Here is a 20,621-nt window from a genome sequence, read left to right on the forward strand (position 1 = left end):
CCCGATCACGGCCCGAAGGGGGCTACGGCCGCCACCCGTAGCCCCTGGCGGCCAAGTCGAGGACCCGGGCGAGGAGCTCCGGATCGGCAGCTCCCCGGAAACGGTCGGGGTGCGCCTCGGCCAGCGCCGACCCGGGCCGCCAGCCGCCGCGCACCGGGGCGACCCGGACGCTCCAGATCTCGAAGCCGGTCCAGCTGCGGTGCAGGTGCAGCACGCCCTCGGCGGTGTGGGACACCCACGTGTCCTCCATCTCCCGGGGGCGCAGCCCGGCCCGGATCCGCTGCCACTGTTCGTCCGTCCAGACCACGTCCGGCACCGGGCAGGCGCGGGGCAGCAGCATGGGCTTCAGACGGCCCTCGCACTCCGGGGCGGGCCGGACGCCGCCCGGCTCGGGGAACGCCCAGCCGGGCAGCGGTTCGCGGGCGGCCAGCCACGCGGCCGGAACGCCCTCGGTCCCGGTGCGCGCGGCGACCACTCCCCCGGTGATCGCGGCCACCGTGTCCATGTCGCCGCCGGCCGCGAGCAGGCCATCTCGGTGTCGTCGGTCCACGGCCAGGGGCCGGGCGGGTCGGTGCGGGCGGCGACATGGGCGGCGGCGGTGGCCGGGACGAAGAGCTGTGCACCGTAGGCATCGCCTACCGAAAGGCCGTTGAGCGCGTCGAGCGCGGGGCCGCTGGGTGGAGTCGTCATATGGCGCTCAGCTCAGCGGTTCGACCGGTGCCGCGTCAACCTCATTCTCGTAGGCTCCCCCGACGGGCGATGTTTCGCATACATCCGACCCTGGTGGGCAGCACCCCGGGCATGACCCGCGTGAACCCGCTCGACCCCGTCGTGCTGCTCGGCGCCGACCAGCAGCACATCGTCACCCGGGCGCAACTGCGCCGGATCGGCGTGCCGTCCGGCACCATCGCCCACCGGCTGCGCCCCGACGGGCCCTGGCAACAGGTGCTGCCCCGGGTGATCTGCCTGCAGTCCGGCCGGTTGACGGCGCATCAGCGACTGCGCGCCGCGCTGGCGTACGCGAGCCCCAAGGGGCGGGCACCGCAGGCCGGGGAGGTGCTGCTGACCGGGGACGCGGTGCTGGCCGACGCGGGGCTGCCGAGCGCCGGGCACCCGGCCGACCTGGCCCGGATCGACGTCCTGATCCCCGCCCAACGCCGGGTCGGCGACCGCGAGTTCGTCCGGATCCACCGGTCGGCCGGGCCGCTGCCGGGCGGCTTCGAGCGGGACGACGGGCTGTGGAGCACCACCGTCGCCCGGGCGCTGGCCGACCTCGCGCCGGGCGAGACCGGGCAGCGCCGGTTCCGGGCGCTGTGCGCGGAGGCCGTCCAGCGGCGGCACTGCGAACTCGGCGAGCTGCTGGACCACTTGCTGGCCCGGCCGGGCGCGCTCGCACTGCCGCAGGTGGCCCGGGTGGTGGAGGACCTCACCGCCGGAGTGCGGTCGGCGGTGGAGGGCGAGGCCCGCGAACTCCTCGCGTACGCGGGCCTGTCCGAGCCGCTGTGGAACCCGGTGCTCTTCCTGGACGGCCGCTTCCTCGCCGTCCCGGACGCCTACTGGCCGCACGCCTGCGTGGCGTTGGAGATCGACTCCCGCGCCTGGCACCTGCGCCCCGCCGACCACGAACGCGGCCTGGCCCGCGCCAACCGGCTGACCGCCGTCGGGCTCCCCGTGGTCCGCACCACCCCGGTCCAGCTCCGGCGCGACCCCGTCCCGGTGTTCCACGAGCTGACCGCCCTCCTCACCACCGGCCCGCACGGCCCCCACCGCCGGATCAGCTGGCGCCGGGCCCGGTGAGGGGTGCGGGCGCGGGGTGTCACGCGGTTCGGGGTGTCAGCAGCGCGGGTCGATCTCCTGGAAGGTCGCGTAGTGGTCCGGCGACCAGTACTGCTCGCCGGAGCCGCCGGTGACCACGCGACGGGTGCCGCGGTCGTTGGAGCCCGGGGTGACCACGGTGAACTCGTGGTAGTAGCCGCCGGACTTCTTCGGCAGGCGGCTCTCGCGGTTCTCGAAGACGATGCCGTCGCGGTTGTACGGGTACGGGCCGTTCTTGGCGATCAGGCCGAGGGTGTCCTGGGCCTGGCTGGGGAGCTTGCTGCGGCAGACGTCGGCGAGCGCCGGGTCGGCGGGCACCCAGGTGCCGCTCGGGGCGGGGGTGCCGCCGGCGGGCGGGGACGGCTTGGGGGCCGAGGACTTGGAGGCCGAGGAGCCCGCCGAGGCGGCGGTGGCACTCGCGGCGGCCTTGGGGTGGCTGCTGCCGCCCTTGCCGGCGAGCAGGTACCCGATGCCGGCGACGAGGGCCAGGATCAGGACGGCCACGACGACGAGCGGGCTTTTACGTCTGGTCATGCGCCCCAGCTTGGCAGGCCCGCGGGCGCCGCCCGGCCAGCTACACACGTGGCCGCCGCCACATCCGGCTTACTAGGGAAGGCCGGCCGGGACGGGCGGCCGGGCACAGACGGACGGCCGGGCGGGGACGGACGCCATTGTCCGTTCCCGCCCGGCCGTTGTTACGTACGCCGGTTCTCCTGCGCCGAGCTCCGGTGTACGCCCTCCCGACGGGGAGGGAAGCGGTCAGTCCGGCCCGCGGCCGAGGAGGGGATGCCTACCCTCTCTCAGCGCGGGTCGCTGCCCGCCGTCTCGATGGCGGCGCGGCCTGCCTCCAGGCGCGCCACCGGGATCCGGAAGGGGGAGCAGGAGACGTAGTCCAGCCCCACCTCGTGGAAGAAGTGGACCGAGTCCGGGTCGCCGCCGTGCTCGCCGCAGACGCCGAGCTTGAGGTCGGGGCGGGTGGCCCGGCCGGCCTCGACGGCGTGCTTGACGAGCGCGCCGACGCCGTCGCGGTCGATGGTCTCGAACGGGGAGACCCCGAAGATGCCCTTCTCCAGGTACGCGGTGAAGAACGAGGCCTCCACGTCGTCCCGGGAGAAGCCCCACACGGTCTGGGTGAGGTCGTTGGTGCCGAAGGAGAAGAACTCGGCGGCCTCGGCGATCTGACCGGCGGTGACCGCGGCGCGCGGCAGCTCGATCATGGTGCCGAGCTTGATGTCCAGCTGCACGCCGGTGGACTGGGCGACCTCGGCGAGCACGCGCTCGCACTCGTCGCGGACCAGCTCCAGCTCCTGGACGGTGCCGACCAGCGGGATCATCACCTCGGGGCGCGGGTCCCCGCCGGCCAGCCGGCGCTCGGCGGCGGCCTCGGCGATGGCGCGGACCTGCATGCCGAACAGGCCGGGGATGACCAGGCCGAGGCGGACGCCGCGCAGGCCCAGCATCGGGTTCTGCTCGTGCAGCTTGTGCACCGCCTGGAGCAGGCGCAGGTCGTTCTCGTTCGGGTCCTTGCGGGCCTCGGCGAGGGCGACGCGCACCGACAGCTCGGTGATGTCCGGCAGGAACTCGTGCAGCGGCGGGTCCAGCAGGCGGACGGTGACCGGCAGGCCGTCCATGGCCTGGAAGAGCTCCAGGAAGTCACCCTTCTGCAGCGGCAGCAGGGTGGAGAGGGCGAGCTCGCGGTCCTTGTCGTTGTCCGCCAGGATCAGGTGCTCGACCTCCTTGCGGCGCTCCTCGCCGAGGAACATGTGCTCGGTGCGGCACAGGCCGATGCCCTGGGCGCCGTAGCGGCGGGCGCGCCCGCCGTCCTCGGCGTTGTCGGCGTTGGCGCGCACGGCGAGCCGGCGGCGGACGTCGGCGTGCGCCATCAGCCGGTGGACGGCCTGGACGAGCCCGCCCTGGACGTCGGCGCCGGCGTGCAGGGTGCCCTCGAAGTACTCGACGACGGGGGACGGCAGGACGGGGACCTCGCCGAGGTAGACCTTGCCGGTGGCGCCGTCGATGGAGACGACGTCGCCCTCCTCCAGCACCATGCCGTCGGCGGTGGTCATCCGGCGGCGCTTGGTGTCGACCTCCAGCTCCTCGGCGCCGCAGACACAGGTCTTGCCCATGCCGCGGGCGACGACGGCGGCGTGCGAGGTCTTGCCGCCGCGCGAGGTGAGGATGCCCTCGGCGGCGATCATGCCGTCCAGGTCGTCCGGGTTGGTCTCGCGGCGGACCAGGATGACCTTCTCGCCGGAACGGGACCACTTGACGGCGGTGTAGGAGTCGAACACGATCTTGCCGATGGCGGCGCCGGGCGAGGCGGCGAGGCCCCAGGCGATCTGCTGGGACTCGGAGTTCGGGGCGAAGCGCGGGAACATCAGCTGCGAGAGCTGGCCGCCGGTGACCCGCATGAGGGCCTCGTCCAGGTCGATCAGGCCCTGGTCGACCAGCTGGACGGCGATCCGGAAGGCCGCGGCGGCGGTGCGCTTGCCGACGCGGGTCTGCAGCATCCAGAGCTTGCCGCGCTCGATGGTGAACTCGATGTCGCAGAGGTCGCGGTAGTGGTTCTCGAGCGTCTGCATGATCGTCATCAGCTCGTCGTACGACTTCTTGTCGAGCCTCTCCAGCTCGGCCAGCGGCAGGGTGTTGCGGATGCCGGCGACGACGTCCTCGCCCTGGGCGTTGGACAGGTAGTCGCCGTAGACGCCCTGGGCACCGGTGGAGGGGTCGCGGGTGAAGGCGACACCGGTGCCGGAGTCCTCGCCGAGGTTGCCGAAGACCATGCTGCAGACGTTGACCGCGGTGCCGAGGTCGTTCGGGATGCGCTCCTGCCGGCGGTACAGGCGGGCGCGGTCGCCGTTCCAGGAGTGGAAGACGGCGTGGATGGCGAGGTCCATCTGCTCGCGCGGGTCCTGCGGGAAGGCCCGGCCGGTCTCGCGCTCGACGATGCCCTTGAACACCTCGACGAGTGCCCGGAGGTCGGCGGCGTCCAGGTCCAGGTCGTTGGCGGTGCCCTTGGCGTGCTTGGCCTCGTCCAGGGCCTCCTCGAACAGCTCGCCGTCGACGCCCAGCACGGTCTTGCCGAACATCTGGACCAGGCGGCGGTAGGAGTCCCAGGCGAAGCGCTCGTTGCCGGACTGGGCGACGAGACCGACCACCGAGGCGTCCGAGAGGCCGATGTTCAGGACGGTGTCCATCATGCCGGGCATGGAGAACTTCGCGCCCGAGCGCACCGACACCAGCAGCGGGTTGTCGGGCTGGCCGAGCTTCTTGCCCATCTCCTGCTCGAGCGCGTCCAGGTGGGCGCTGATCTCCTGGTGCAGCGAGGCCGGCTCGCTGCCGGTCTCCAGGAAGACCTTGCAGGCCTCGGTGGTGATGGTGAACCCCGGAGGGACGGGGAGGCCAAGGTTGGTCATCTCGGCCAGGTTCGCGCCCTTGCCGCCGAGAAGGTCCTTGAGGTCCTTGTTTCCTTCAGTGAAGGAGTAAACAAACTTCTGCTGGGACGGCACGGGTCGGTCTCCTCGTACGCGGTTGCCCTGACGCCGGAGAACATACCCATTTCGAAGGTTCTTCTCTGCCCCGAATAGGCCGTACGAGGCCGGTACCCGGGGGTAACCCGATAGATCGAATGCACATAAAGGCGTTCACCTCTGTTGGTGAAATCGTCCGGATGACGCTAGCCCGCCTTCAAGTCTTGAACGAATGGAAACACGAAGATCGCACGATTCGGACGCTGGGTAGCGGTCGCGGGTCGCCCGCGTTGCCCCGGCTTGATTTCCTGCACCCGGATCGGCCGATCACCGGCCCACCGGCTTCGGGAAGCGATTCACAGTCGACCTGTCCATTTCGTCCACTGACCCGCCGTCAGGCGCCACCGCATGTGGCAAGCGTCACCAGTGCATCTCACCGGTCGAACGTAGTCCGCCTCCGCCGATCGTCGCACTCCGTCCAGAAACGTGCCCGTTCCGTGACATCGGACCGCCGAAAAGGAGCCCTCCTGTCCAGATTGGACAAGAGGGCTGGGACCGAGTGGCAATGGCCCCGGGAGGGCCGATTTCGCCACTACGGACAGATCATCCGCCAGAGGTGTCCGATTCGGCGTCCGCCCCCGGTCGGGCGCAGTCGTACGGATCGTCCAACCAGCCCTCGGGCAGCACCACCCGGTTGTTGCTGGCGGTACGCCCGCGCGGCCCGTCCGCACCGGCCGGCCAGGCCTGGGACTGCTCCACCAGGGCCAGGGTTTCGGCCAGCTCGACCAGGGAGGAGGAGTTGGCCAGCTTCACCCGCAGCTCCGAGCCGACCGAGAAGCCCTTGGTGTACCAGGCGACGTGCTTGCGGAAGTCGATCACGCCGCGCGCCTCGTCCCCGATCCACTCGCCGAGCAGCTGCGCGTGCCGCACCATGGCCCGCGCCACGTAGCCGAAGTCCGGACGGGCATAGTCGACCTCGCCTTCGAAGATCGAGACCAGGTCCCGGAACAGCCACGGCCGGCCCAGGCAGCCGCGGCCCACCACGACGCCGTCGCAGCCGGTCTCCCGCATCATCCGCAGCGCGTCGTCCGCCGACCAGATGTCCCCGTTGCCCAGCACCGGGACGTGCGCCGGAACGGACTCGCGCAGCCGGGCGATCGCCGACCAGTCGGCCGTCCCGCCGTAGTGCTGGGCGGCGGTGCGCCCGTGCAGGGCGATCGCGGACACGCCCTCCTCGGCGCCGATCCGGCCGGCGTCCAGGTAGGTGAGGTGGTCGTCGTCGATGCCCTTGCGCATCTTCATGGTGACCGGCAGGTCGCCCGCGTTGGCCACGGCCTCGCGCAGGATCTCGCGCAGCAGGTTGCGCTTGTACGGCAGCGCCGAGCCGCCGCCCTTGCGGGTCACCTTGGGGACGGGGCAGCCGAAGTTGAGGTCGATGTGGTCGGCCAGGCCCTCGTCCGCGATCATCCGGGCGGCCTTGCCGACCGTCACCGGGTCCACGCCGTACAGCTGGATCGAGCGCGGCTTCTCGCTGGCGTCGAACTTGATCAGCTGCATGGTCTTGGCGTTGCGCTCGACCAGGGCCCGGGTGGTGATCATCTCGGAGACGTACAGGCCCTTGCCGCCGCTCTGCTCGCGGCAGAGGGTGCGGAACGGCGCGTTGGTGATGCCGGCCATCGGCGCCAGCACGACGGGCGGCCACACCCGGATCGGGCCGATGTCCAGCGGCGCGAACTCGGCGTCGGGCGCGGTGGGTGCGGGCGTGGCTGTCATGCGCGGCTGACCTCGGGGCAGGGGAACGGGACTCTCCATTGTCCCCCACTCGGGTCAGCCCCGGTTTCCGGGCCGCTCCGGGTCTCCCACGGCCTCGCTAGGCCGGGTCGATCGTGATCGAGCCCGAGGTGACCGAGCCGTGGATCCGGTTCGGGCTGGCCGGGTCCGCCAGGCTCGGGTCGATGTGGCGGCTGCCGCTGCCGACCTCGCCGCTGAAGGCGTAGTGGGAGTCCTGCGGCAGGGCCAGCTTCACCGAGCCGGACCCGCTCCTGGTGTCCACCGACCGCGGCGCCCTGGAGAAGGCCAGGTCGACCGCCCCCGAGGTGGTCTCCGCGTACACCTGCTCCGAGCTCAGGTCGGTGCCCTGCACCATCCCGGAGGTGGCGTGCGCGTACACCTGCCCGGACGTGCCGGTCAGTTTCAGCTCGCCCGAGGTGAGGTCGATCCGGACGCCGCCGCTCAGGCCGTCCACCTCGACGCTGCCCGAGCTCACCTGCCCCGACACGTCGGTACCGGCCGGCACCTCCAGCTCGATCTGGGCACCGCAGCCGAAGTCGGCGAACGGCAGGAACTTCCGGCACTCCATGCCGACCGTGAGCACGTCACCGTCGAAGGTGGTCGACACCGACGGCTTGCGCACCATCCAGTCCAGGTTCTGCCGGACCACCACCCGGCCCTCGCGGCCCGCCCTGATCCGCACCGAGGCGCTGCCGGTGTCCAGCCGGAGCTTGTGGATGACGACGTTGTACGGCTGCGTCGAGGTCGTCTGCTCCTGCACCACCATCGCCCAGGTCTGCATCCCGGCGGCGATCATGACGACCGCGATCGCGAGCGTCCCGGTGGTCCGCCAGGCCTTCCGCCCCCACGCCTTCCTCGGTCCGCCCACGACTACCCGACCTCCAGGAACCGCAGCACCGCCAGCACCCGGCGGTGGCTGTCGTCGGCCGGCGGCAGGTCGAGCTTGGTGAAGATCGAGTTGATGTGCTTGGCCACCGCGCTGTCGCTGACCACCAGGGCGGCCGCGATCGCGGCGTTGGAGCGGCCCTCCGCCATCAGGCCGAGCACGTCCCGCTCGCGCGGGGTCAGCTTCTCCAGCGGGTCCCGGTGGCGGCGCACCAGCAGCTGGGCCACCACCTCCGGGTCCAGCGCGGTGCCGCCCGCGGCGACCCGCTGCAGCGCCTCCACGAAGTCGTCCACGTTGGCCACCCGCTGCTTGAGCAGGTAGCCGACGCCGCTGGTGTTGGTGGCCAGCAGGTCGGCGGCGTAGCGCTCCTCCACGAACTGGGAGAGCAGCAGCACGGCGACGTCCGGCCACTGCTGGCGGATCACCATGGCGGCCTTCACGCCCTCGTCGTGGAAGCCCGGAGGCATCCGGACGTCCGCCACCACCACCTTCGGGCGGTGCTCCTCGACGGCCGCCAGCAGCTCGGTGGCGTCCCCGACGGCGGCGGCGACCTCGAAGCCCACCGCCTCCAGGACCTTGACCAGGCCGACCCTCAGCAGGACCGAGTCCTCGGCGATCACAGCGCGCACGGCAACTCCACGGTGATGGTGGTGGGGCCCCCGAGGGGGCTGAGAACGGACAGTGTGCCGTCGACCGAGGCGGCGCGCTTGCGCAGGCCGGTCAACCCGGTGCCGCGGGAGGCGTCCGCGCCGCCCACGCCGTCGTCGCTGATGACCAGGCGCAGCCGGCCTCCGACCGTCCGCACCGAGAGGTCGACCCGCTGGGCGCGGGCGTGCTTGGCCACGTTGGTCAGGGCCTCGGAGACGGTGAAGTAGGCGACCGCCTCGACGGTCGGGGCGACCGGCTCGGCGAGGTGCACGTCCAGGCGCACCGGCAGCGGGGCGCGGGCCGCGATGCCGGACAGCGCCGCGTCCAGGCCGCGGTCCTCCAGGACCGCCGGGTGCAGGCCGCGGACGAGGTCGCGCAGCTCGTCGATGGCCGCCTGCGCCTCCTCGTGCGCGTCCACGATCACCTGCATGACCTCGGGCGGGACGTCCTTGAGGGTGCGCCGGGCCAGGCCCAGGTTCATCGCGAGGGAGGTCAGGCGCTGCTGGGCGCCGTCGTGCAGGTCCCGCTCGATCCGGCGGCGCTCGGCGTCCACCACGTCGACCAGCCCGGCCCGGCTCTCGGCGATCTCCTCGACCCGCCGCTCCAGCGCCTCCGCCCGGTTGGGGCCGAGCAGCAGCTGGGCCGTGCGCACCTCCAGCCAGGCCGCCAACGCCGCCAGCCAGGGCATCACGGCCAGCAGCAGCACCCCGGCGACCGTGATCACCACGTCCAGCCCGGCCAGCTCCGAACGCAGCGGGCTGCCGACGGGCATCAGCCAGACCCAGCCGTACACGCTGGCCATCACCACGCCGGCGCCCCAGGCGTACAGCACCACCAGCGCGCCCACCGCCAACAGCGGGCCGGCCAGCAGGTGGTGGACGCTCTGGCGCCAGGTCAGCCCCAGCAGCAGCCGGCCCGGCAGCCAGGCCCACGGCTCGCCCGGGCGCGGCGGCGACACCTCCACCCCGCGCAGGGCGCGCAGCCGGCCGCGCTGGGCGGCGGTGAGCGGGCGCGTGCAGATGAGGACCAGGACCGTCATCGGGAAGAGCAGCTTGGACTCGGTGGCGGCCAGCCAGACCGGCAGGGCCATCGGGAGGCCGGCGGCTATGAAGCGGGTGTCCCGCCAGGCCTCGGGCGACCACGGGGGGCGCCGAAGGCTCCTGACGAGCGCTCGGCGCAACGTGGTGGAGGGCATGACCGACAGCGTAGGGCGCCATGATCAACGGCCGCCATGAAGGGGGGCTCACGGTCGGGGTGTATCTAGGTACACCCCGGATTCGGAGCACGGCACCACCGACAGCGGCCCATGATCGACGGGAAGCTGGACGGCATGACGAGCACCGCATCGCACTCCGCCACCCCGCCGCACCGGCGGCCCGTCCCCGGGAGCCACGGGGGTGTTCCCGGGGACGCGCACCGCCGGACGGCGGGGCCGGAGGGGACGCTGCCGGTCGGGGCCGGGCCCTGGTCGGTCCGCAGCCTGGTCGGCCGCCGCGGCCGGGCCGCGCTGGAGGTGTACCAGGACGGCGAGTTGGCCGATGTCCTGGTCGCCGCCCGGCTCACCCCGCAGCTGCTGCGCGGGGCTCGGCGCAGCCCGGCCGGCGGGCGGGCGCAGCACGTGCTCGCCTGGGGCCGGCTGGCGGCCGACGGCGGTGCGCCTTCGGTGGCGTTCACCGCCGGGAGGCTGGCCGGGCCGTTCCGGGCCGGGCGGTCGCTTGGATCCGTGCGGCCGTTCCCGTCCGTGCGGTCGCTCCGGTCCGTGCGGTCGCTCTGGTCGGCCGGGCCGTTCCGGTTCGAGCGGCCGGCCGTCGGCGCCGAGGTGGTCACGGTCGCCGGGCGGTTCTGGCTCGCCTGGGCCGAGGGCCCGTACACCGGGGTGCTGGTCCGGCACCCCGGCGGGGACACCACCGAGCGGCAGCCGCTGGAGCGGGTGCGGCGCCGGGGCGAGGCCGCGGTCGCCGGAGGGGCCTCGGTCGCCGGAGGGGCCGCATGAGCACCGCCGTCCTCGCCGGCCGCCCGGCCGCCGCCCTCGTCCTGCCCGCCCGCTTCGAGCGGGTGCCGGTCGTGGCCGCCGTCGCGCTGCTGCCCTGGCTCGCGGTCCTCGCCGCCTGCCACGAGACCCCGTGGGTGGTGCTCGACCTGCTGGAGTTCTCCGCGCTGCTCTCGCTCGACGCCCTGCTGCGCCGGCGCAACGCCGCCGCCGGCTGGGCCGGCGGTGCGGTGGCCCTGCTGCTCGCGGGGGACGCGCTGGCCGACATCGCCTGCGCCGGCCCGGGCCACGCGGTGCTCGCCGCCCTGGTGATGGCACTCGGCGTCGAACTGCCGCTCGCGGTGGTGTGCGTGCTGCTCGGGCGTGCCGTCCTCGCCACCCGCTAGAAGCCGTCGGCGGGGCTAGAAGCTGCCGGGCAGCTCGTTCATCAGCGCGCGGGTCTCCTCGTCCAGCGGGGTGTACGTGATCATCCGCGTCCCGAGTCGGGGGCCCAGCCAGAAGCTGGTGTACTCGCAGCGCAGCAGCCCGACACCCGGCACCTGGAACCGCTTGATCCCGTTGCTCGGCCCCATCACCTCGTGCCGCTGCCAGACCTCCGCGAAGTCCGGCGAGGCCTTGAGCCGGGCCAGCAGTGCCTTCCAGGCGGGCTCCGCGCTGTGGTCGGCCATCGCGGCACGGAACCGGGCCACCATGCCGACGCGTTCGGTCCGGTAGTCGATCAGCACCTCGCGGAACCGCGAGGGGGCGAACGCCAGCCACATCAAGTTGCGGTCCTCGGGCGGCAGTTCGCTGAGATCGCCGACGATCGCGGTGTACTGGGCGTTGTACGCGAGCACGTCGTAGCGGGTGTTGACGGCCACGGCCGGGTACGGCGCCATCTGCTCCAGCACCAGCCGCACGCTCGGGGTGACCGAGGGGCACTCCCTCACCGGCGCCGGATCCTCCGCGCCGGCCAGGGTGAACAGGTGCGCGCGCTCGCTCGGGTCCAGCAGCAGGGCGCGGGAGACCGCGTCCAGCACCTGGGTGGACACCTGGATGTCGCGCCCCTGCTCCAACCACGTGTACCAGGTCACCCCGACGGCGGCGAGCTGCGCGACCTCCTCGCGGCGCAGCCCCGGCGTGCGGCGGCGGCCGGTCGGGGGCAGGCCCACCTGGTCGGGTGCGATCCGCTCGCGGCGGCTGCGCAGGAAGGCCGCCAGGTCGTGCCGGCGGGCGTCGTCGGGGGTGGTCCGGGCATGCGTCGTCGGGGTGGTCCGGGCTTGCGCGACCGAGGCGGACCGGGCTTGCGCGGCCGGGCTGGTGAGGCTCATGGTTCCTAGCATGCGCCAGCCCGGAGCCTGTTGCCAGGTACTTCTTATACCTGGATAACCACACTCTGGTACCAGGGTACGGCCAGGCGGATCGTAGGACCCGTGACCCAACAACTCGCCGTCGCCCCCGACCCGGTCCGCACCGCCACCACCCCCGGCACCGCGACCGCGACCGCCGCCCGCACCGCCGCCCCCTCCCTCGGCACCGCCGGGCTGGTCACCGTCCTGCTCGGGGCCTTCCTGCCGATGCTCGACTTCTTCATCGTCAACGTCGCGCTGCCCACCATCGACCACGACCTGGCCGCCGGGCCCGCCGTCCTCGAACTCGTCGCCGCCGGCTACGGCATCGCCTTCGCCGTCCTGCTCGTCCTCGGCGGGCGCCTCGGCGACATCTTCGGCCGCCGCCGGCTCTTCGTCGTCGGCGCCGCCGCCTTCGCCCTCACCTCGCTCGCCTGCGGCCTCGCCCCCGGCGCCTGGACGCTGGTCGCCGCCCGCGCCGCCCAGGGCGCCTCGGCCGCACTGCTGATCCCGCAGGTCCTCGGTACCATCACCGCCGCCACCGACGGCGCCCGGCGCGGCCGCGCCCTCAGCATCTACGGCGCCGTCGGCGGCATCTCTGTCGTGATCGGCCAGGTGCTCGGCGGCATGCTCGTCGCCGCCGACCTGTTCGGCACCGGCTGGCGCTCCGTCTTCCTGCTCAACGTGCCGTTCGCGCTGCTCGCCCTGGTCCTCGCCGTCCGCTACGTCCCGGAGAGCCGGGCTGCCCGGGCCGCCCGGGTCGACGTGCCCGGCACCGTCCTGCTCACCGCCTCGCTGCTCGCCCTGCTCGTCCCGCTGATGGAGGGCCGCGCCGCGGGCTGGCCGCTCTGGTCCTGGGTGCTGCTCGGGCTGTTCCCCGTCCTCGCCGCCGCCTTCGTGCTGGTCGAACGCCGGGCGGAGCAGCGCGGCGCCACCCCGCTGGTGCCGCCGTCCCTGCTGCGCATCCCCGAGATGCGGCGCGGCCTCGGCATCGCCCTGCCCTACTTCGCCGGCTTCGGCGGCTTCATGTTCGTCATCGCCGTCGCCCTCCAGCAGGGCCTGCACCTCGGTCCGGTCGCGGCCGGCTGGGCACTCGTGCCGATGGCCGTCGGCTACTTCACCGCCTCGCTCTCCGGCCCCCGCCTGATCGGCCGCTACGGCAGCCGGGTGCTGAGCGCGGGCGCCGTCATCCAGGCCGCCGGCCTGGCCACCCTCGCCGTCACCGTCCTCGCCGACTGGTCGCACTTCTCCCCGCTGCGGATGGCGCCCGGCGTCGCCCTCGCCGGCATCGGACAGGGCCTGATCGGCACCCCGCTGTTCCGCGTCGTCCTCGCCAAGGTGCCCGCCGCCCGGGCCGGCGTCGGCAGCGGCGTCCTGGCCACCGGCCAGCAGTCCAGCCTCGCCCTCGGCGTCGCCACCCTCGGCACCCTCTACCTGTCGCTCTCCCCCGGCCTCGGCATGGACCGCGCCCTCGCCCTCTGCCTGGGCCTCCAACTCATCGGCTCCTTCGTCATCCTGTACCTGACCACCCGCCTCCCCCGCTCCATCGGCTGAGCCCACCGGCCCCACGGGCCACGGCGACGGCAACGGCCCCGCGATCGACACCCGATCGCGGGGCCGCCGCCACGCCGCGGGGCATCACCGGCACCGAGTCGGCCGCACCTGCGCAGTCCGCCACCCGGGAGGCGTGAACCCGTCGGCGCCCCGGAGGAAGTGGCCGACCGCCTTCTAGATTTCGAGCGAGCCGACGAAGCGGTCCAGCCGCGAGACGACCTGCCGCAGCACCCCGACCGACCCCACGGGATCATCCGCCAGCTCAAGGGAGTGGTCCGCCGAGGGCACTTCCAGGACCTCGTGCCCCACCGACCCGGCGACCTGCCGATCCCACAGCTTGTCGGCGCTCCCGCCGACCAGGAGCGTCGGCGCTTCGGATCGGCGCAGGGAGCGGGCCACCTGGTCGAGCGTCAGGACGGGCGTCAGCCAGGCCGCCGCCATCCTCCGATCGGCTGCGATGCCACAGGCGAGCGAGCCCAAGGACTTGCCGACCAGAAGACGGCAGGCCTCCCCCTCGGCGGCGACGGCCCCGCCGACCTGCCGCTCGACCCACGCGATCCGGTCGTCCACGGTCAGCTGGGGAAAGTCGTGCGGGACCTGCCACCACAACTCCTGCACCGTCCAGCCGTGGTGGACGAGTACGGCCCGGGCGAAGTGGAGCAGCGGCCTGGCGGGCGAGTAACCGACCCCGGGAATGACGAGTGCGACACGGTCGGGGTCGCCGTCGAAACGGGTGGGGAGCGCGAGGGGGGAGGGATCAGGCATGCCGGCAGGCTACCCAGCGGTGGGGAGCCTGCAACGGCGAGTCGGCGGGCCGGTTCGGGGGCTGGTCAGCGGCCGATGAAGTTCTTGTCGATGAGCAGTTGCAGGACGTCGGTGTGGAAGTCGGGGAAGTCCATCGGGACGATGCCGAAGTGGGCGGGCTGCTGGCGGCGGGCGTCCAGGTAGTCGCGGACGGGAGGCATGATGGCGGCCGCGTTGACCTTGGGCCAGCCGCCGTTGGCGTAGCTGGTGAAGTTCACGTACATCCGCGGGGAGCCCTGGTCGAGGAAGGCGCGGTCGAACCAGTCGGTGACGGCCTTGGACTTGGCGGCGAGGCTGATGCCCTGGAAGGTGTCCTGGGTGGCGAACCAGGTGTTGGTGGCGCTCGACCACTGGATGACGGACCAGGGGTTGGCGAAGTCGGCGGCGAGGACGACGCGACCGCGGGCCTGGCCGAGGGTGGGCCACCAGGGGTTGGTCCAGAACAGGCTCCGGTAGCCGAGGTCGTCCAGGTAGTGGTTGATCCGGTGCTGGAACTCGGTGTCGTCGAGCCGGTTCCCGCCCGCGTACTCGTTCCTGACGCGCATGACCAGGCCCTCGCCCGGGTTGGCGGCGAGGAAGGCGCGGCACTGGTCGAGGACGTCCTGGAGACGGACGTACTGGTAGTTGTCGCTGTGGTAGATGCCGAGTTCGTCGGCCGTCCCGGCGAGCCCGTTGCAGCGGATGTCGAGGAAGCGGATGCCGCGCTGGAGTTGTTCGGGCAGGCCCCAGTTCTGGGTGTGGGACCACTCGGTGCCGTGCAGCGGGTCGGTGCAGCAGGAGTCGTGGGTGCCGGGGATCGTCAGGGCGGTCAGCGGCGTGGCGTCGTCCAGGGCGCTCATCCAGGCGGACGGGCCGACGGCTGCGACTGCGGGTACGGCTGCGGGTGCCGCCGCTGCTGCTGCCGCGTCCGGGCTGAACGCGGCGGCGGCCAGGAGGGCGCCGCCGGCACCGGCTCCCCAGCGCAGGACGTCACGACGGGTGGGGCTCATGCGGACTCCTCACATCGACCTCTGGAAGGGGGAGTTGTCATGCCCCCTCCCCGATCTGCTCGATGAAACGGGCCCCGAAACCCGTGGCGCGCCGCACGAGAAGTCGGCCCGGTCGACTTCTCGTGCGGCGGGTCGGGTGGAATTGGCCCTTCCGTGGAGATGGTTCGTCATGGGACGATCCAGGCCCGGGGGAAAGGTGAGACCTCATGACCTTCGTCATCGCGTTCCTGGTCGCACTCGTGGCCACCATCATCGGCACGACCGTCTTCCTGGGTCGCCGAGAGCGCGCCCGCAGCGGCCACTCGGACGACACCGAGGGGCTGCTGATCGAACACCAGCGAACCGCGCAAGCCGCCCAACTGCGCGGGACGTACTCCAGCCAGGCCGTCCACCACGGCACCGGGCTGATCAGCGACGACCTGCACAAGCACTACTCCTAGGCCTCGGCGCACCACGAGGGGGCACGGCCGGTGAGGCGCTTGCGAAGGTGCACACAGCCGCCCCAGGGAGGAGAACCATGACCCCGGACACCGCCGCCGCCCGCCGCGCGCTCGCCGACCGGCTGGAGGCGGACGGCGCCCTGACCGGCCCGGCGCTGCGGGCGGCCGTGGAGGCCGTACCCCGGGAGCCGTTCCTGCGCCCCGGGGTGTTCGTGTCCACCGGCGGGCGCCGCTGGCGTCCGGTGACCGAGCTCAATGCCGACCCTGCCGAGTGGGTCGAACTCGCCCACAGCAACCGGTCGTTGGTCACCCAGCTCAACGGCCATCTGACCGCCGACCAGGTCTCCACACCCGTCCGGGGCTTCCCCACCGCCTCCACCACCGCCCCCGCCGCCACCGTCCGCGTGATCGACGCCCTGGGCGCCGAGGACGGGCACACCGCGTTGGAGATCGGCACCGGCACGGGCTACTCGACGGCCCTGCTCCGCCACCTCCTCGGCGAGCGCAACGTCAGCACCGCCGAGGGCGATCCCGAGGTCACCCACGACCGGGTGATCGCCACCCACGCGGTACGCCGCATCCCCTACGCCTGGGTCCGGCAGACCAGGCCGGGAGGCGCGATCCTGGCCACGGTCGGCACCTGGCCCGAGGGCGCCGGCCTGGCCAGGGTCTCCGTCGCCGCCGACGGCACCGCCGACGGCCGGTTCATCGGCCGTTCCACCCTCCCGCCCGTCCGGCCCGAGCCCCCGGCGGCCCGGGCCGGGGGCCTCGCGGCCCGGACGGGGGCGGCCGCGCCGAAGCGGCCGGCGCACGTCTCCCCCACCCTCCTCAACGAACCGACACCGGCCCTCCTCGCCCAACTCGCCTTCCCCGACTCCCGGTTCACCGTATCGGTCGGGGCGGACCTGGAGTCGATCTACTGCCTGGCCACCCCCGGATCCGTCGCCGAGGTCGCCGACGACACCTACGGCTGGACGGTCCACCAGAGCGGACCGGTCGCCCTGTGGGACGAGGTCGAGCGCATCCTCACCGCCTGGCAGGAGGCGGGCCGCCCCGACCTCACCGCCGTCCGCCTGCGGATCACCGACCGGGCGACCCGCTACTGGATCGACGGCCACCCCGCCCTCCGCTGGGAGCACGCCGCCATCTGACCCACCGACAGAACACCTCCGGCAGAACACCTCCGGAAATCGGGTGATCGCGGGACGGCGGGGCCGACCGATGGAATGCTGTGGCTCGGTCCGACCACCGCAACCACCCGGGGAGTCACCCATGCCGCTGTTCGGCAGCCGCAAGAACCTTCCGAGGCCGCTGTGCGACGAGCACGGCCCGTGCCAGGAGCTGGCGAAGATCTCGGTCTTCGAGGTCCGGGACCGGCTGCGGCTCCTGATCACCAGGAGCCGCGGCCTGGGGCCCGATCCGATGGCGCGGCAGATCGACGACGAGCTGTCGGTCGTCCTCTGCGTGGACGCCGGCAAGCGGGCCGGCAGGACCGAGGCCCTGTCGATAGCCGAACACGCCGCCGACCAGTGGAGCATCAGCCGGGCCGAGCTGTGGGAGCGGGCCTTCGCGAACCTGGCCGGCGAGCAACTGAACCGGCAGGTCTTCGACGCGTCCAACGGCGACACCATCCACACCGTCAACGGCATGGGGGCCTGGCCCGGAGCCGCCCACGCGCTGCGCCTGGAGAACGCCCTGGGAGGGGGCATCGAGCTGCCCAACGGGGCCCTGGTCGCCCTGCCGACGAACAACACGCTCTGCGCGGTGCCGATCCGCACCAGCCTGTCGCTGAACGCCATCCGCTTCCTGATCGACCTGTCGAAGGAGCTCGCGGCCGGCGATCCGGCCCCGCTGACCCCGTCGCTCTTCTGGTACCGGGACGGCTGGATCGAGAACCTCAACGTCGGCTCGGACGGCATGATGCGGGTGTCGCCCCGCTTCCGGGACATGGCGAACGCCCTGCCCGCCGGCTGACCCGACCGGCCACCGAAAACCCGCTGGCCCGACAGCCCCCTTTGCGTCAGAATGACGATATGAGCGAGATGCGCGTGGGGAGCCCCGCCGACGTCCGTAGCCGGGCGGAGCTGGCGGCGCTGACGGCCGCCGGGGTGCGGCCGAAGTGGCTGATGTTCTGGGGGCACACCGAGCGGAAGGGCGGGGGGACGCGGCGGGAGTGCCTGAGCCAGTGGTGGCCCGGGGAGTTCACCGTCGACGGGGTGGCGTACGCGTCCGCCGAGCACTGGATGATGGCGGGGAAGGCCCGGATGTTCGGGGACGAGGCCATCGAGCAGCAGGTGCTGGCGGCCCGCACGCCGGCCGAGGCGAAGAAGCTGGGGCGGCTGGTCGAGGGGTTCGACGACGCGGCCTGGACGGCCGGCCGGTTCGAGCTGGTCGTCGAGGGGAACGTCGCGAAGTTCGGCCAGGACGAGGCGCTGCGCGCCTACCTGCTGGGCACCGGCGACCGCGTCCTGGTCGAGGCCAGCCCGGTGGACCGGATCTGGGGCATCGGGCTCGCGGCCGACGACATCCGCGCGGAACGGCCCGACGAGTGGCGGGGGTTGAACCTGCTCGGCTTCGCCCTGATGGAGGCCCGGGCACGGCTGGCCGCATGAGGGCGGTCGGCCCGGTGCTGGACGGCACGGTGGTGGTGTCGGCCGCCGCCGCGCTGGCCCTGGCGCCCGGGGTGTGGCGGCGGGAGGCCCGGCCGGGGCGCGGGGGGCGCTTCGGCCCGGAGGGGGCGCTGGCGCTGGTCGTGGCGCTCGTCTACCTGAACCAGGTGCTGTTCGCCGTGTACGTGCAGCGGGTGCGGGGCGGGAGTACGGCGTTCATCGCCCGCTACCTGCCGCCCGGGTGGTTCGACGTGCCGCGCGGCAACCCGGCGGTCGACTGGCTGGCGGCGCACTTCCCCGCGCCCGAACTGCTCGCGCCCACCGTGCTCCGCGTCCAGGCGTTCCTCGAACTCCCGCTGGTGCTGCTGGCGTTCGCCGCCGTGCTGCGACGCCTGGACCACGGCCTCTACGTCCGGGCGGTGCGCTCGCCGCTGACCGGGCTCGCGGCCGCCTCGTACACGGTGGCGTTCTGCGCCGTGGAGTGGGACCTGCGGAATCCGTACACGGTGGACGACATCGTGCTGCGGACGGCCTCGGCGCTCGTCACACCGCCGCTGCTCGTCTGGCTGGCCTCGCGCGAACGGGCCCGGCCACCCCGTGGCCCGGTGCTGTTCACGCTCGACCTGTGGGCGTTCGGCACGCTGATGCTGACGCTGTACGACACCGCGCTGCTGTACGACCTGGCCCGGCTCGGCGACCATCTCGCCGGTGCGCTGGTCGCGTTGGCGGTCCTGACCGCCACCCGGTTCGTGCCGTGGAGCGGCGGTCCGGCCGGCCCGCACACCACCGCACTGACCGGCACGCTCGGGCGGGCCCTCGTCCTGCTCTTCGTCCCCGCGCTGGCCGTCCGCTACGGCGTCTCCTTCGGCACCCCCGAACTGGCCGCCGCCGCAGGGCTCGTGGTGCTCCTGCCGGCGGTGCGGACGGTCCGCCTGGTCCCCGCCGCCTTGGTCGGGGCGGCCGTCGGGTACGCCGTCGCCGCGGTCGCACCCGGCTCGTACTACGAGGCGACCCTGCTGCGGAGCGCGACCGGCGCACTTCTCGCAACGACCGCCGTCTGCGCGCTCCTTGACACCAGTCGCGCACGACTGGACGTGCTCCCTTAACTCCCCCGCCACATAGCGACGCCAGGATGTCCCGCAGTCAGGGGAGAGATGGACGGGGTGGGGCGATCATGCGCATGCGGCCGACGGCACAACCTGCGGGCCAGGACCCGGAGGGCGAGCAACAGGCGTACGAACTCCGGGCAGAGCTGGACGAGTTACTGCGCGCGAGCCGCTACGCGAGCCAGCGGGAGCGGCGGTTGAACGAGGCGATCCGGGCGTCGCCGGGCCGCCAGCGGCCGGACGGGGACCTGCTGCGGCAGCTGGCCCAGGCGCGCACCCTGCGCGAGGGCCTGGGCGCCCGCTGCCTCCAACTGAGCGACCGGCTGGAGGCGTTGGAGAACCGGCTGCGGAGCCGGCAGCCGGAGCCGCAACCGGCCCAGGCCCCGCCGCCCCAGGACCGACCCGACCGACCCGAGCGATCCGACCGGCCCGCCCGACCCGACATCGGCGCCCTCGCCGAGCGGGTGGCGGCCCTGCACCGCGCCGGCGCCTTCGCCGAGGCGACGGAGCTGCTGTCCCGGGCGGCCACCGGCCTCGATCCGGCGGACGCCGCGCTGCTGGCCGGCATGCTCTCCCGGCGCGGCCCGACGGGCGCGTCCCTGCACCTGGCCAGGAGCGCCGCGCAGTGCGCCCCCGAGCAGGCGGTGACGATGCTGGCGGAGTTTCGCGAGCTGGGGCTGGCGGAGGAGGCGGCGGAACTGTTCCACGCGTTCTGGGGCTACCCGGCGTCGGCCCTGCCCGCCCTGCTGGCCGCGCTGGAGCGGGCCGGGCAGGGCGCGGACGGCGCGACCCTGCTGTGGGAGTGGGGTTCGGCGCCGACGCCGGAGCTCACGGCGCTGGCGACCGGCCTGCGCCGCACGGGCCGGCACGCCGACGTGCGGACGCTGCTGCGCCAGGCGGCCGGCCGGCCGACGGCGGAGCTGGCCGCGCTGGCGACGGAGCTGCCGGCCGAGCTCGCGACCGTCCTGCTGCACGAGCTGGCGGCGCTGCGCCCGCCGGTGGAACTGGTCAAGCTGGCGGCCGCGCTGGACACCAGCCCGGAGCTGTACGGGCGGTTGCTCGCCGCGCTGCTCGCCGACGGCGCCCGGCACCGGACGACGCTGGCCGCCCTGCGCGGCGCCGGCCTGCCGACCGAACCGGCCGCGGCCCCCCGTTCCCGCTGGGGCAGACGGTGAGCGCAGACGGTGAGCA

At 73.4% G+C, this 20,621-nt stretch carries 20 protein-coding genes and 1 pseudogene; 10 read left to right on the plus strand and 11 right to left on the minus strand.

Going from position 1 to position 20,621, the window contains the following annotated elements; all coding sequences use genetic code 11:
* Positions 1–22 precede the first annotated feature (22 nt).
* Both OG556_RS10425 and OG556_RS10430 read right to left on the minus strand, forming a co-directional pair.
* Positions 23–550: a hypothetical protein gene (locus OG556_RS10425; RefSeq protein ID WP_371523016.1), complete on the minus strand. Its 528-nt coding sequence runs from the start codon at positions 548–550 to the stop codon at positions 23–25.
* A pseudogene (locus tag OG556_RS10430) lies at positions 520–690 on the minus strand (ADP-ribosylglycohydrolase family protein); the annotation flags it as partial. The pseudogene OG556_RS10430 and the gene OG556_RS10425, both read right to left, overlap by 31 nt.
* A gap of 111 nt (positions 691–801) precedes the next feature.
* Between OG556_RS10430 and OG556_RS10435 the strand changes: the two are divergent.
* Positions 802–1,797: a hypothetical protein gene (locus OG556_RS10435; RefSeq protein WP_371516869.1), complete on the plus strand. Its 996-nt coding sequence runs from the start codon at positions 802–804 to the stop codon at positions 1,795–1,797.
* Positions 1,798–1,833: 36 nt separating this feature from the next.
* Here the strand turns inward: OG556_RS10435 and OG556_RS10440 are convergent, their stop codons facing one another.
* From OG556_RS10440 to OG556_RS10465, 6 genes are all read right to left on the minus strand, one after another.
* A complete protein-coding gene (locus tag OG556_RS10440; RefSeq protein ID WP_371516870.1) occupies positions 1,834–2,349 on the minus strand; it encodes a ribonuclease in 516 nt (171 codons plus the stop codon).
* Positions 2,350–2,615: 266 nt separating this feature from the next.
* Positions 2,616–5,324, minus strand: a complete 2,709-nt coding sequence (gene ppdK, locus OG556_RS10445) for a pyruvate, phosphate dikinase (RefSeq protein ID WP_371516871.1) — start codon at positions 5,322–5,324, stop codon at positions 2,616–2,618.
* 564 nt (positions 5,325–5,888) lie between these two features.
* Entirely contained in the window at positions 5,889–7,058 is a 1,170-nt protein-coding gene (dusB, locus tag OG556_RS10450; RefSeq protein WP_371516872.1) for a tRNA dihydrouridine synthase DusB, read from the minus strand.
* Between the two features lie 97 nt (positions 7,059–7,155).
* Positions 7,156–7,944 carry a DUF4097 family beta strand repeat-containing protein gene (locus tag OG556_RS10455; RefSeq protein WP_371516873.1) on the minus strand — a complete coding sequence of 263 codons (789 nt, stop codon included), beginning with the start codon at positions 7,942–7,944 and terminating at the stop codon, positions 7,156–7,158.
* Between the two features lie 2 nt (positions 7,945–7,946).
* Positions 7,947–8,591, minus strand: coding sequence for a response regulator (locus OG556_RS10460; RefSeq protein ID WP_371516874.1), 645 nt, complete (start codon positions 8,589–8,591; stop codon positions 7,947–7,949).
* Positions 8,579–9,805 carry a histidine kinase gene (locus tag OG556_RS10465; protein WP_371516875.1) on the minus strand — a complete coding sequence of 409 codons (1,227 nt, stop codon included), beginning with the start codon at positions 9,803–9,805 and terminating at the stop codon, positions 8,579–8,581. Before OG556_RS10465 ends, OG556_RS10460 begins: the two co-directional genes overlap by 13 nt.
* A 135-nt stretch (positions 9,806–9,940) precedes the next feature.
* Between OG556_RS10465 and OG556_RS10470 the strand changes: the two genes are divergently transcribed.
* Together OG556_RS10470 and OG556_RS10475 are read left to right on the plus strand one after the other, a co-directional pair.
* Positions 9,941–10,603: a hypothetical protein gene (locus tag OG556_RS10470; RefSeq protein ID WP_371516876.1), complete on the plus strand. Its 663-nt coding sequence runs from the start codon at positions 9,941–9,943 to the stop codon at positions 10,601–10,603.
* Positions 10,600–10,986, plus strand: coding sequence for a hypothetical protein (locus OG556_RS10475; RefSeq protein ID WP_371516877.1), 387 nt, complete (start codon positions 10,600–10,602; stop codon positions 10,984–10,986). Before OG556_RS10470 ends, OG556_RS10475 begins: the two co-directional genes overlap by 4 nt.
* A 15-nt stretch (positions 10,987–11,001) precedes the next feature.
* Here OG556_RS10475 and OG556_RS10480 read toward each other — a convergent pair whose 3' ends face one another.
* Positions 11,002–11,910 (minus strand): helix-turn-helix transcriptional regulator, encoded by a 909-nt coding sequence (locus OG556_RS10480; protein WP_371516878.1) that lies wholly within the window; start codon positions 11,908–11,910, stop codon positions 11,002–11,004.
* 102 nt (positions 11,911–12,012) lie between these two features.
* Between OG556_RS10480 and OG556_RS10485 the strand changes: the two genes are divergently transcribed.
* A complete protein-coding gene (locus OG556_RS10485) occupies positions 12,013–13,482 on the plus strand; it encodes an MFS transporter (RefSeq protein ID WP_371516879.1) in 1,470 nt (489 codons plus the stop codon).
* Between the two features lie 174 nt (positions 13,483–13,656).
* On the opposite strand, the gene OG556_RS10490 is transcribed toward OG556_RS10485, so the two are convergent.
* Positions 13,657–14,247, minus strand: coding sequence for an alpha/beta hydrolase (locus tag OG556_RS10490; protein ID WP_371516880.1), 591 nt, complete (start codon positions 14,245–14,247; stop codon positions 13,657–13,659).
* A 65-nt stretch (positions 14,248–14,312) separates the two neighbouring features.
* The gene (locus OG556_RS10495) at positions 14,313–15,275 is read right to left on the minus strand and encodes a phosphatidylinositol-specific phospholipase C (protein ID WP_371516881.1); all 963 of its coding nucleotides are present in this window, start codon (positions 15,273–15,275) and stop codon (positions 14,313–14,315) included.
* A gap of 206 nt (positions 15,276–15,481) precedes the next feature.
* Here OG556_RS10495 and OG556_RS10500 point away from each other — a divergent pair, with 206 nt between their 5' ends.
* From OG556_RS10500 to OG556_RS10525, 6 genes are all read left to right on the plus strand, one after another.
* Entirely contained in the window at positions 15,482–15,715 is a 234-nt protein-coding gene (locus OG556_RS10500) for a hypothetical protein (protein ID WP_371516882.1), read from the plus strand.
* A gap of 77 nt (positions 15,716–15,792) precedes the next feature.
* Complete coding sequence (locus OG556_RS10505; protein WP_371516883.1) at positions 15,793–16,866, plus strand: methyltransferase; 1,074 nt, start codon at positions 15,793–15,795, stop codon at positions 16,864–16,866.
* A gap of 121 nt (positions 16,867–16,987) precedes the next feature.
* Positions 16,988–17,689 carry a hypothetical protein gene (locus OG556_RS10510; protein WP_371516884.1) on the plus strand — a complete coding sequence of 234 codons (702 nt, stop codon included), beginning with the start codon at positions 16,988–16,990 and terminating at the stop codon, positions 17,687–17,689.
* Positions 17,690–17,748: 59 nt separating this feature from the next.
* The gene (locus OG556_RS10515; protein WP_371516885.1) at positions 17,749–18,327 is read left to right on the plus strand and encodes an NADAR family protein; all 579 of its coding nucleotides are present in this window, start codon (positions 17,749–17,751) and stop codon (positions 18,325–18,327) included.
* Positions 18,324–19,430: a hypothetical protein gene (locus OG556_RS10520; protein ID WP_371516886.1), complete on the plus strand. Its 1,107-nt coding sequence runs from the start codon at positions 18,324–18,326 to the stop codon at positions 19,428–19,430. Before OG556_RS10515 ends, OG556_RS10520 begins: the two co-directional genes overlap by 4 nt.
* Positions 19,431–19,498: 68 nt before the next feature.
* Entirely contained in the window at positions 19,499–20,605 is a 1,107-nt protein-coding gene (locus OG556_RS10525; protein ID WP_371516887.1) for a hypothetical protein, read from the plus strand.
* Positions 20,606–20,621: the final 16 nt, after the last annotated feature.

The organism is Kitasatospora sp. NBC_01300, from assembly GCF_041435235.1.
Taxonomy (GTDB): Bacteria; Actinomycetota; Actinomycetes; order Streptomycetales; family Streptomycetaceae; genus Kitasatospora.

Coding starts and splice junctions, on each gene's coding strand:
- OG556_RS10465 (WP_371516875.1), bottom strand. CDS start 9,805: ATGCCCTCCACCACGTTGCGCCGAGCGCTCGTCAGGAGCCTTCGGCGC.
- OG556_RS10525 (WP_371516887.1), top strand. CDS start 19,499: ATGCGCATGCGGCCGACGGCACAACCTGCGGGCCAGGACCCGGAGGGC.
- OG556_RS10480 (WP_371516878.1), bottom strand. CDS start 11,910: ATGAGCCTCACCAGCCCGGCCGCGCAAGCCCGGTCCGCCTCGGTCGCG.
- OG556_RS10475 (WP_371516877.1), top strand. CDS start 10,600: ATGAGCACCGCCGTCCTCGCCGGCCGCCCGGCCGCCGCCCTCGTCCTG.
- OG556_RS10470 (WP_371516876.1), top strand. CDS start 9,941: ATGACGAGCACCGCATCGCACTCCGCCACCCCGCCGCACCGGCGGCCC.
- OG556_RS10505 (WP_371516883.1), top strand. CDS start 15,793: ATGACCCCGGACACCGCCGCCGCCCGCCGCGCGCTCGCCGACCGGCTG.
- OG556_RS10495 (WP_371516881.1), bottom strand. CDS start 15,275: ATGAGCCCCACCCGTCGTGACGTCCTGCGCTGGGGAGCCGGTGCCGGC.
- OG556_RS10440 (WP_371516870.1), bottom strand. CDS start 2,349: ATGACCAGACGTAAAAGCCCGCTCGTCGTCGTGGCCGTCCTGATCCTG.
- OG556_RS10490 (WP_371516880.1), bottom strand. CDS start 14,247: ATGCCTGATCCCTCCCCCCTCGCGCTCCCCACCCGTTTCGACGGCGAC.
- OG556_RS10520 (WP_371516886.1), top strand. CDS start 18,324: ATGAGGGCGGTCGGCCCGGTGCTGGACGGCACGGTGGTGGTGTCGGCC.
- OG556_RS10515 (WP_371516885.1), top strand. CDS start 17,749: ATGAGCGAGATGCGCGTGGGGAGCCCCGCCGACGTCCGTAGCCGGGCG.
- OG556_RS10500 (WP_371516882.1), top strand. CDS start 15,482: ATGACCTTCGTCATCGCGTTCCTGGTCGCACTCGTGGCCACCATCATC.
- OG556_RS10435 (WP_371516869.1), top strand. CDS start 802: ATGACCCGCGTGAACCCGCTCGACCCCGTCGTGCTGCTCGGCGCCGAC.
- dusB (WP_371516872.1), bottom strand. CDS start 7,058: ATGACAGCCACGCCCGCACCCACCGCGCCCGACGCCGAGTTCGCGCCG.
- OG556_RS10510 (WP_371516884.1), top strand. CDS start 16,988: ATGCCGCTGTTCGGCAGCCGCAAGAACCTTCCGAGGCCGCTGTGCGAC.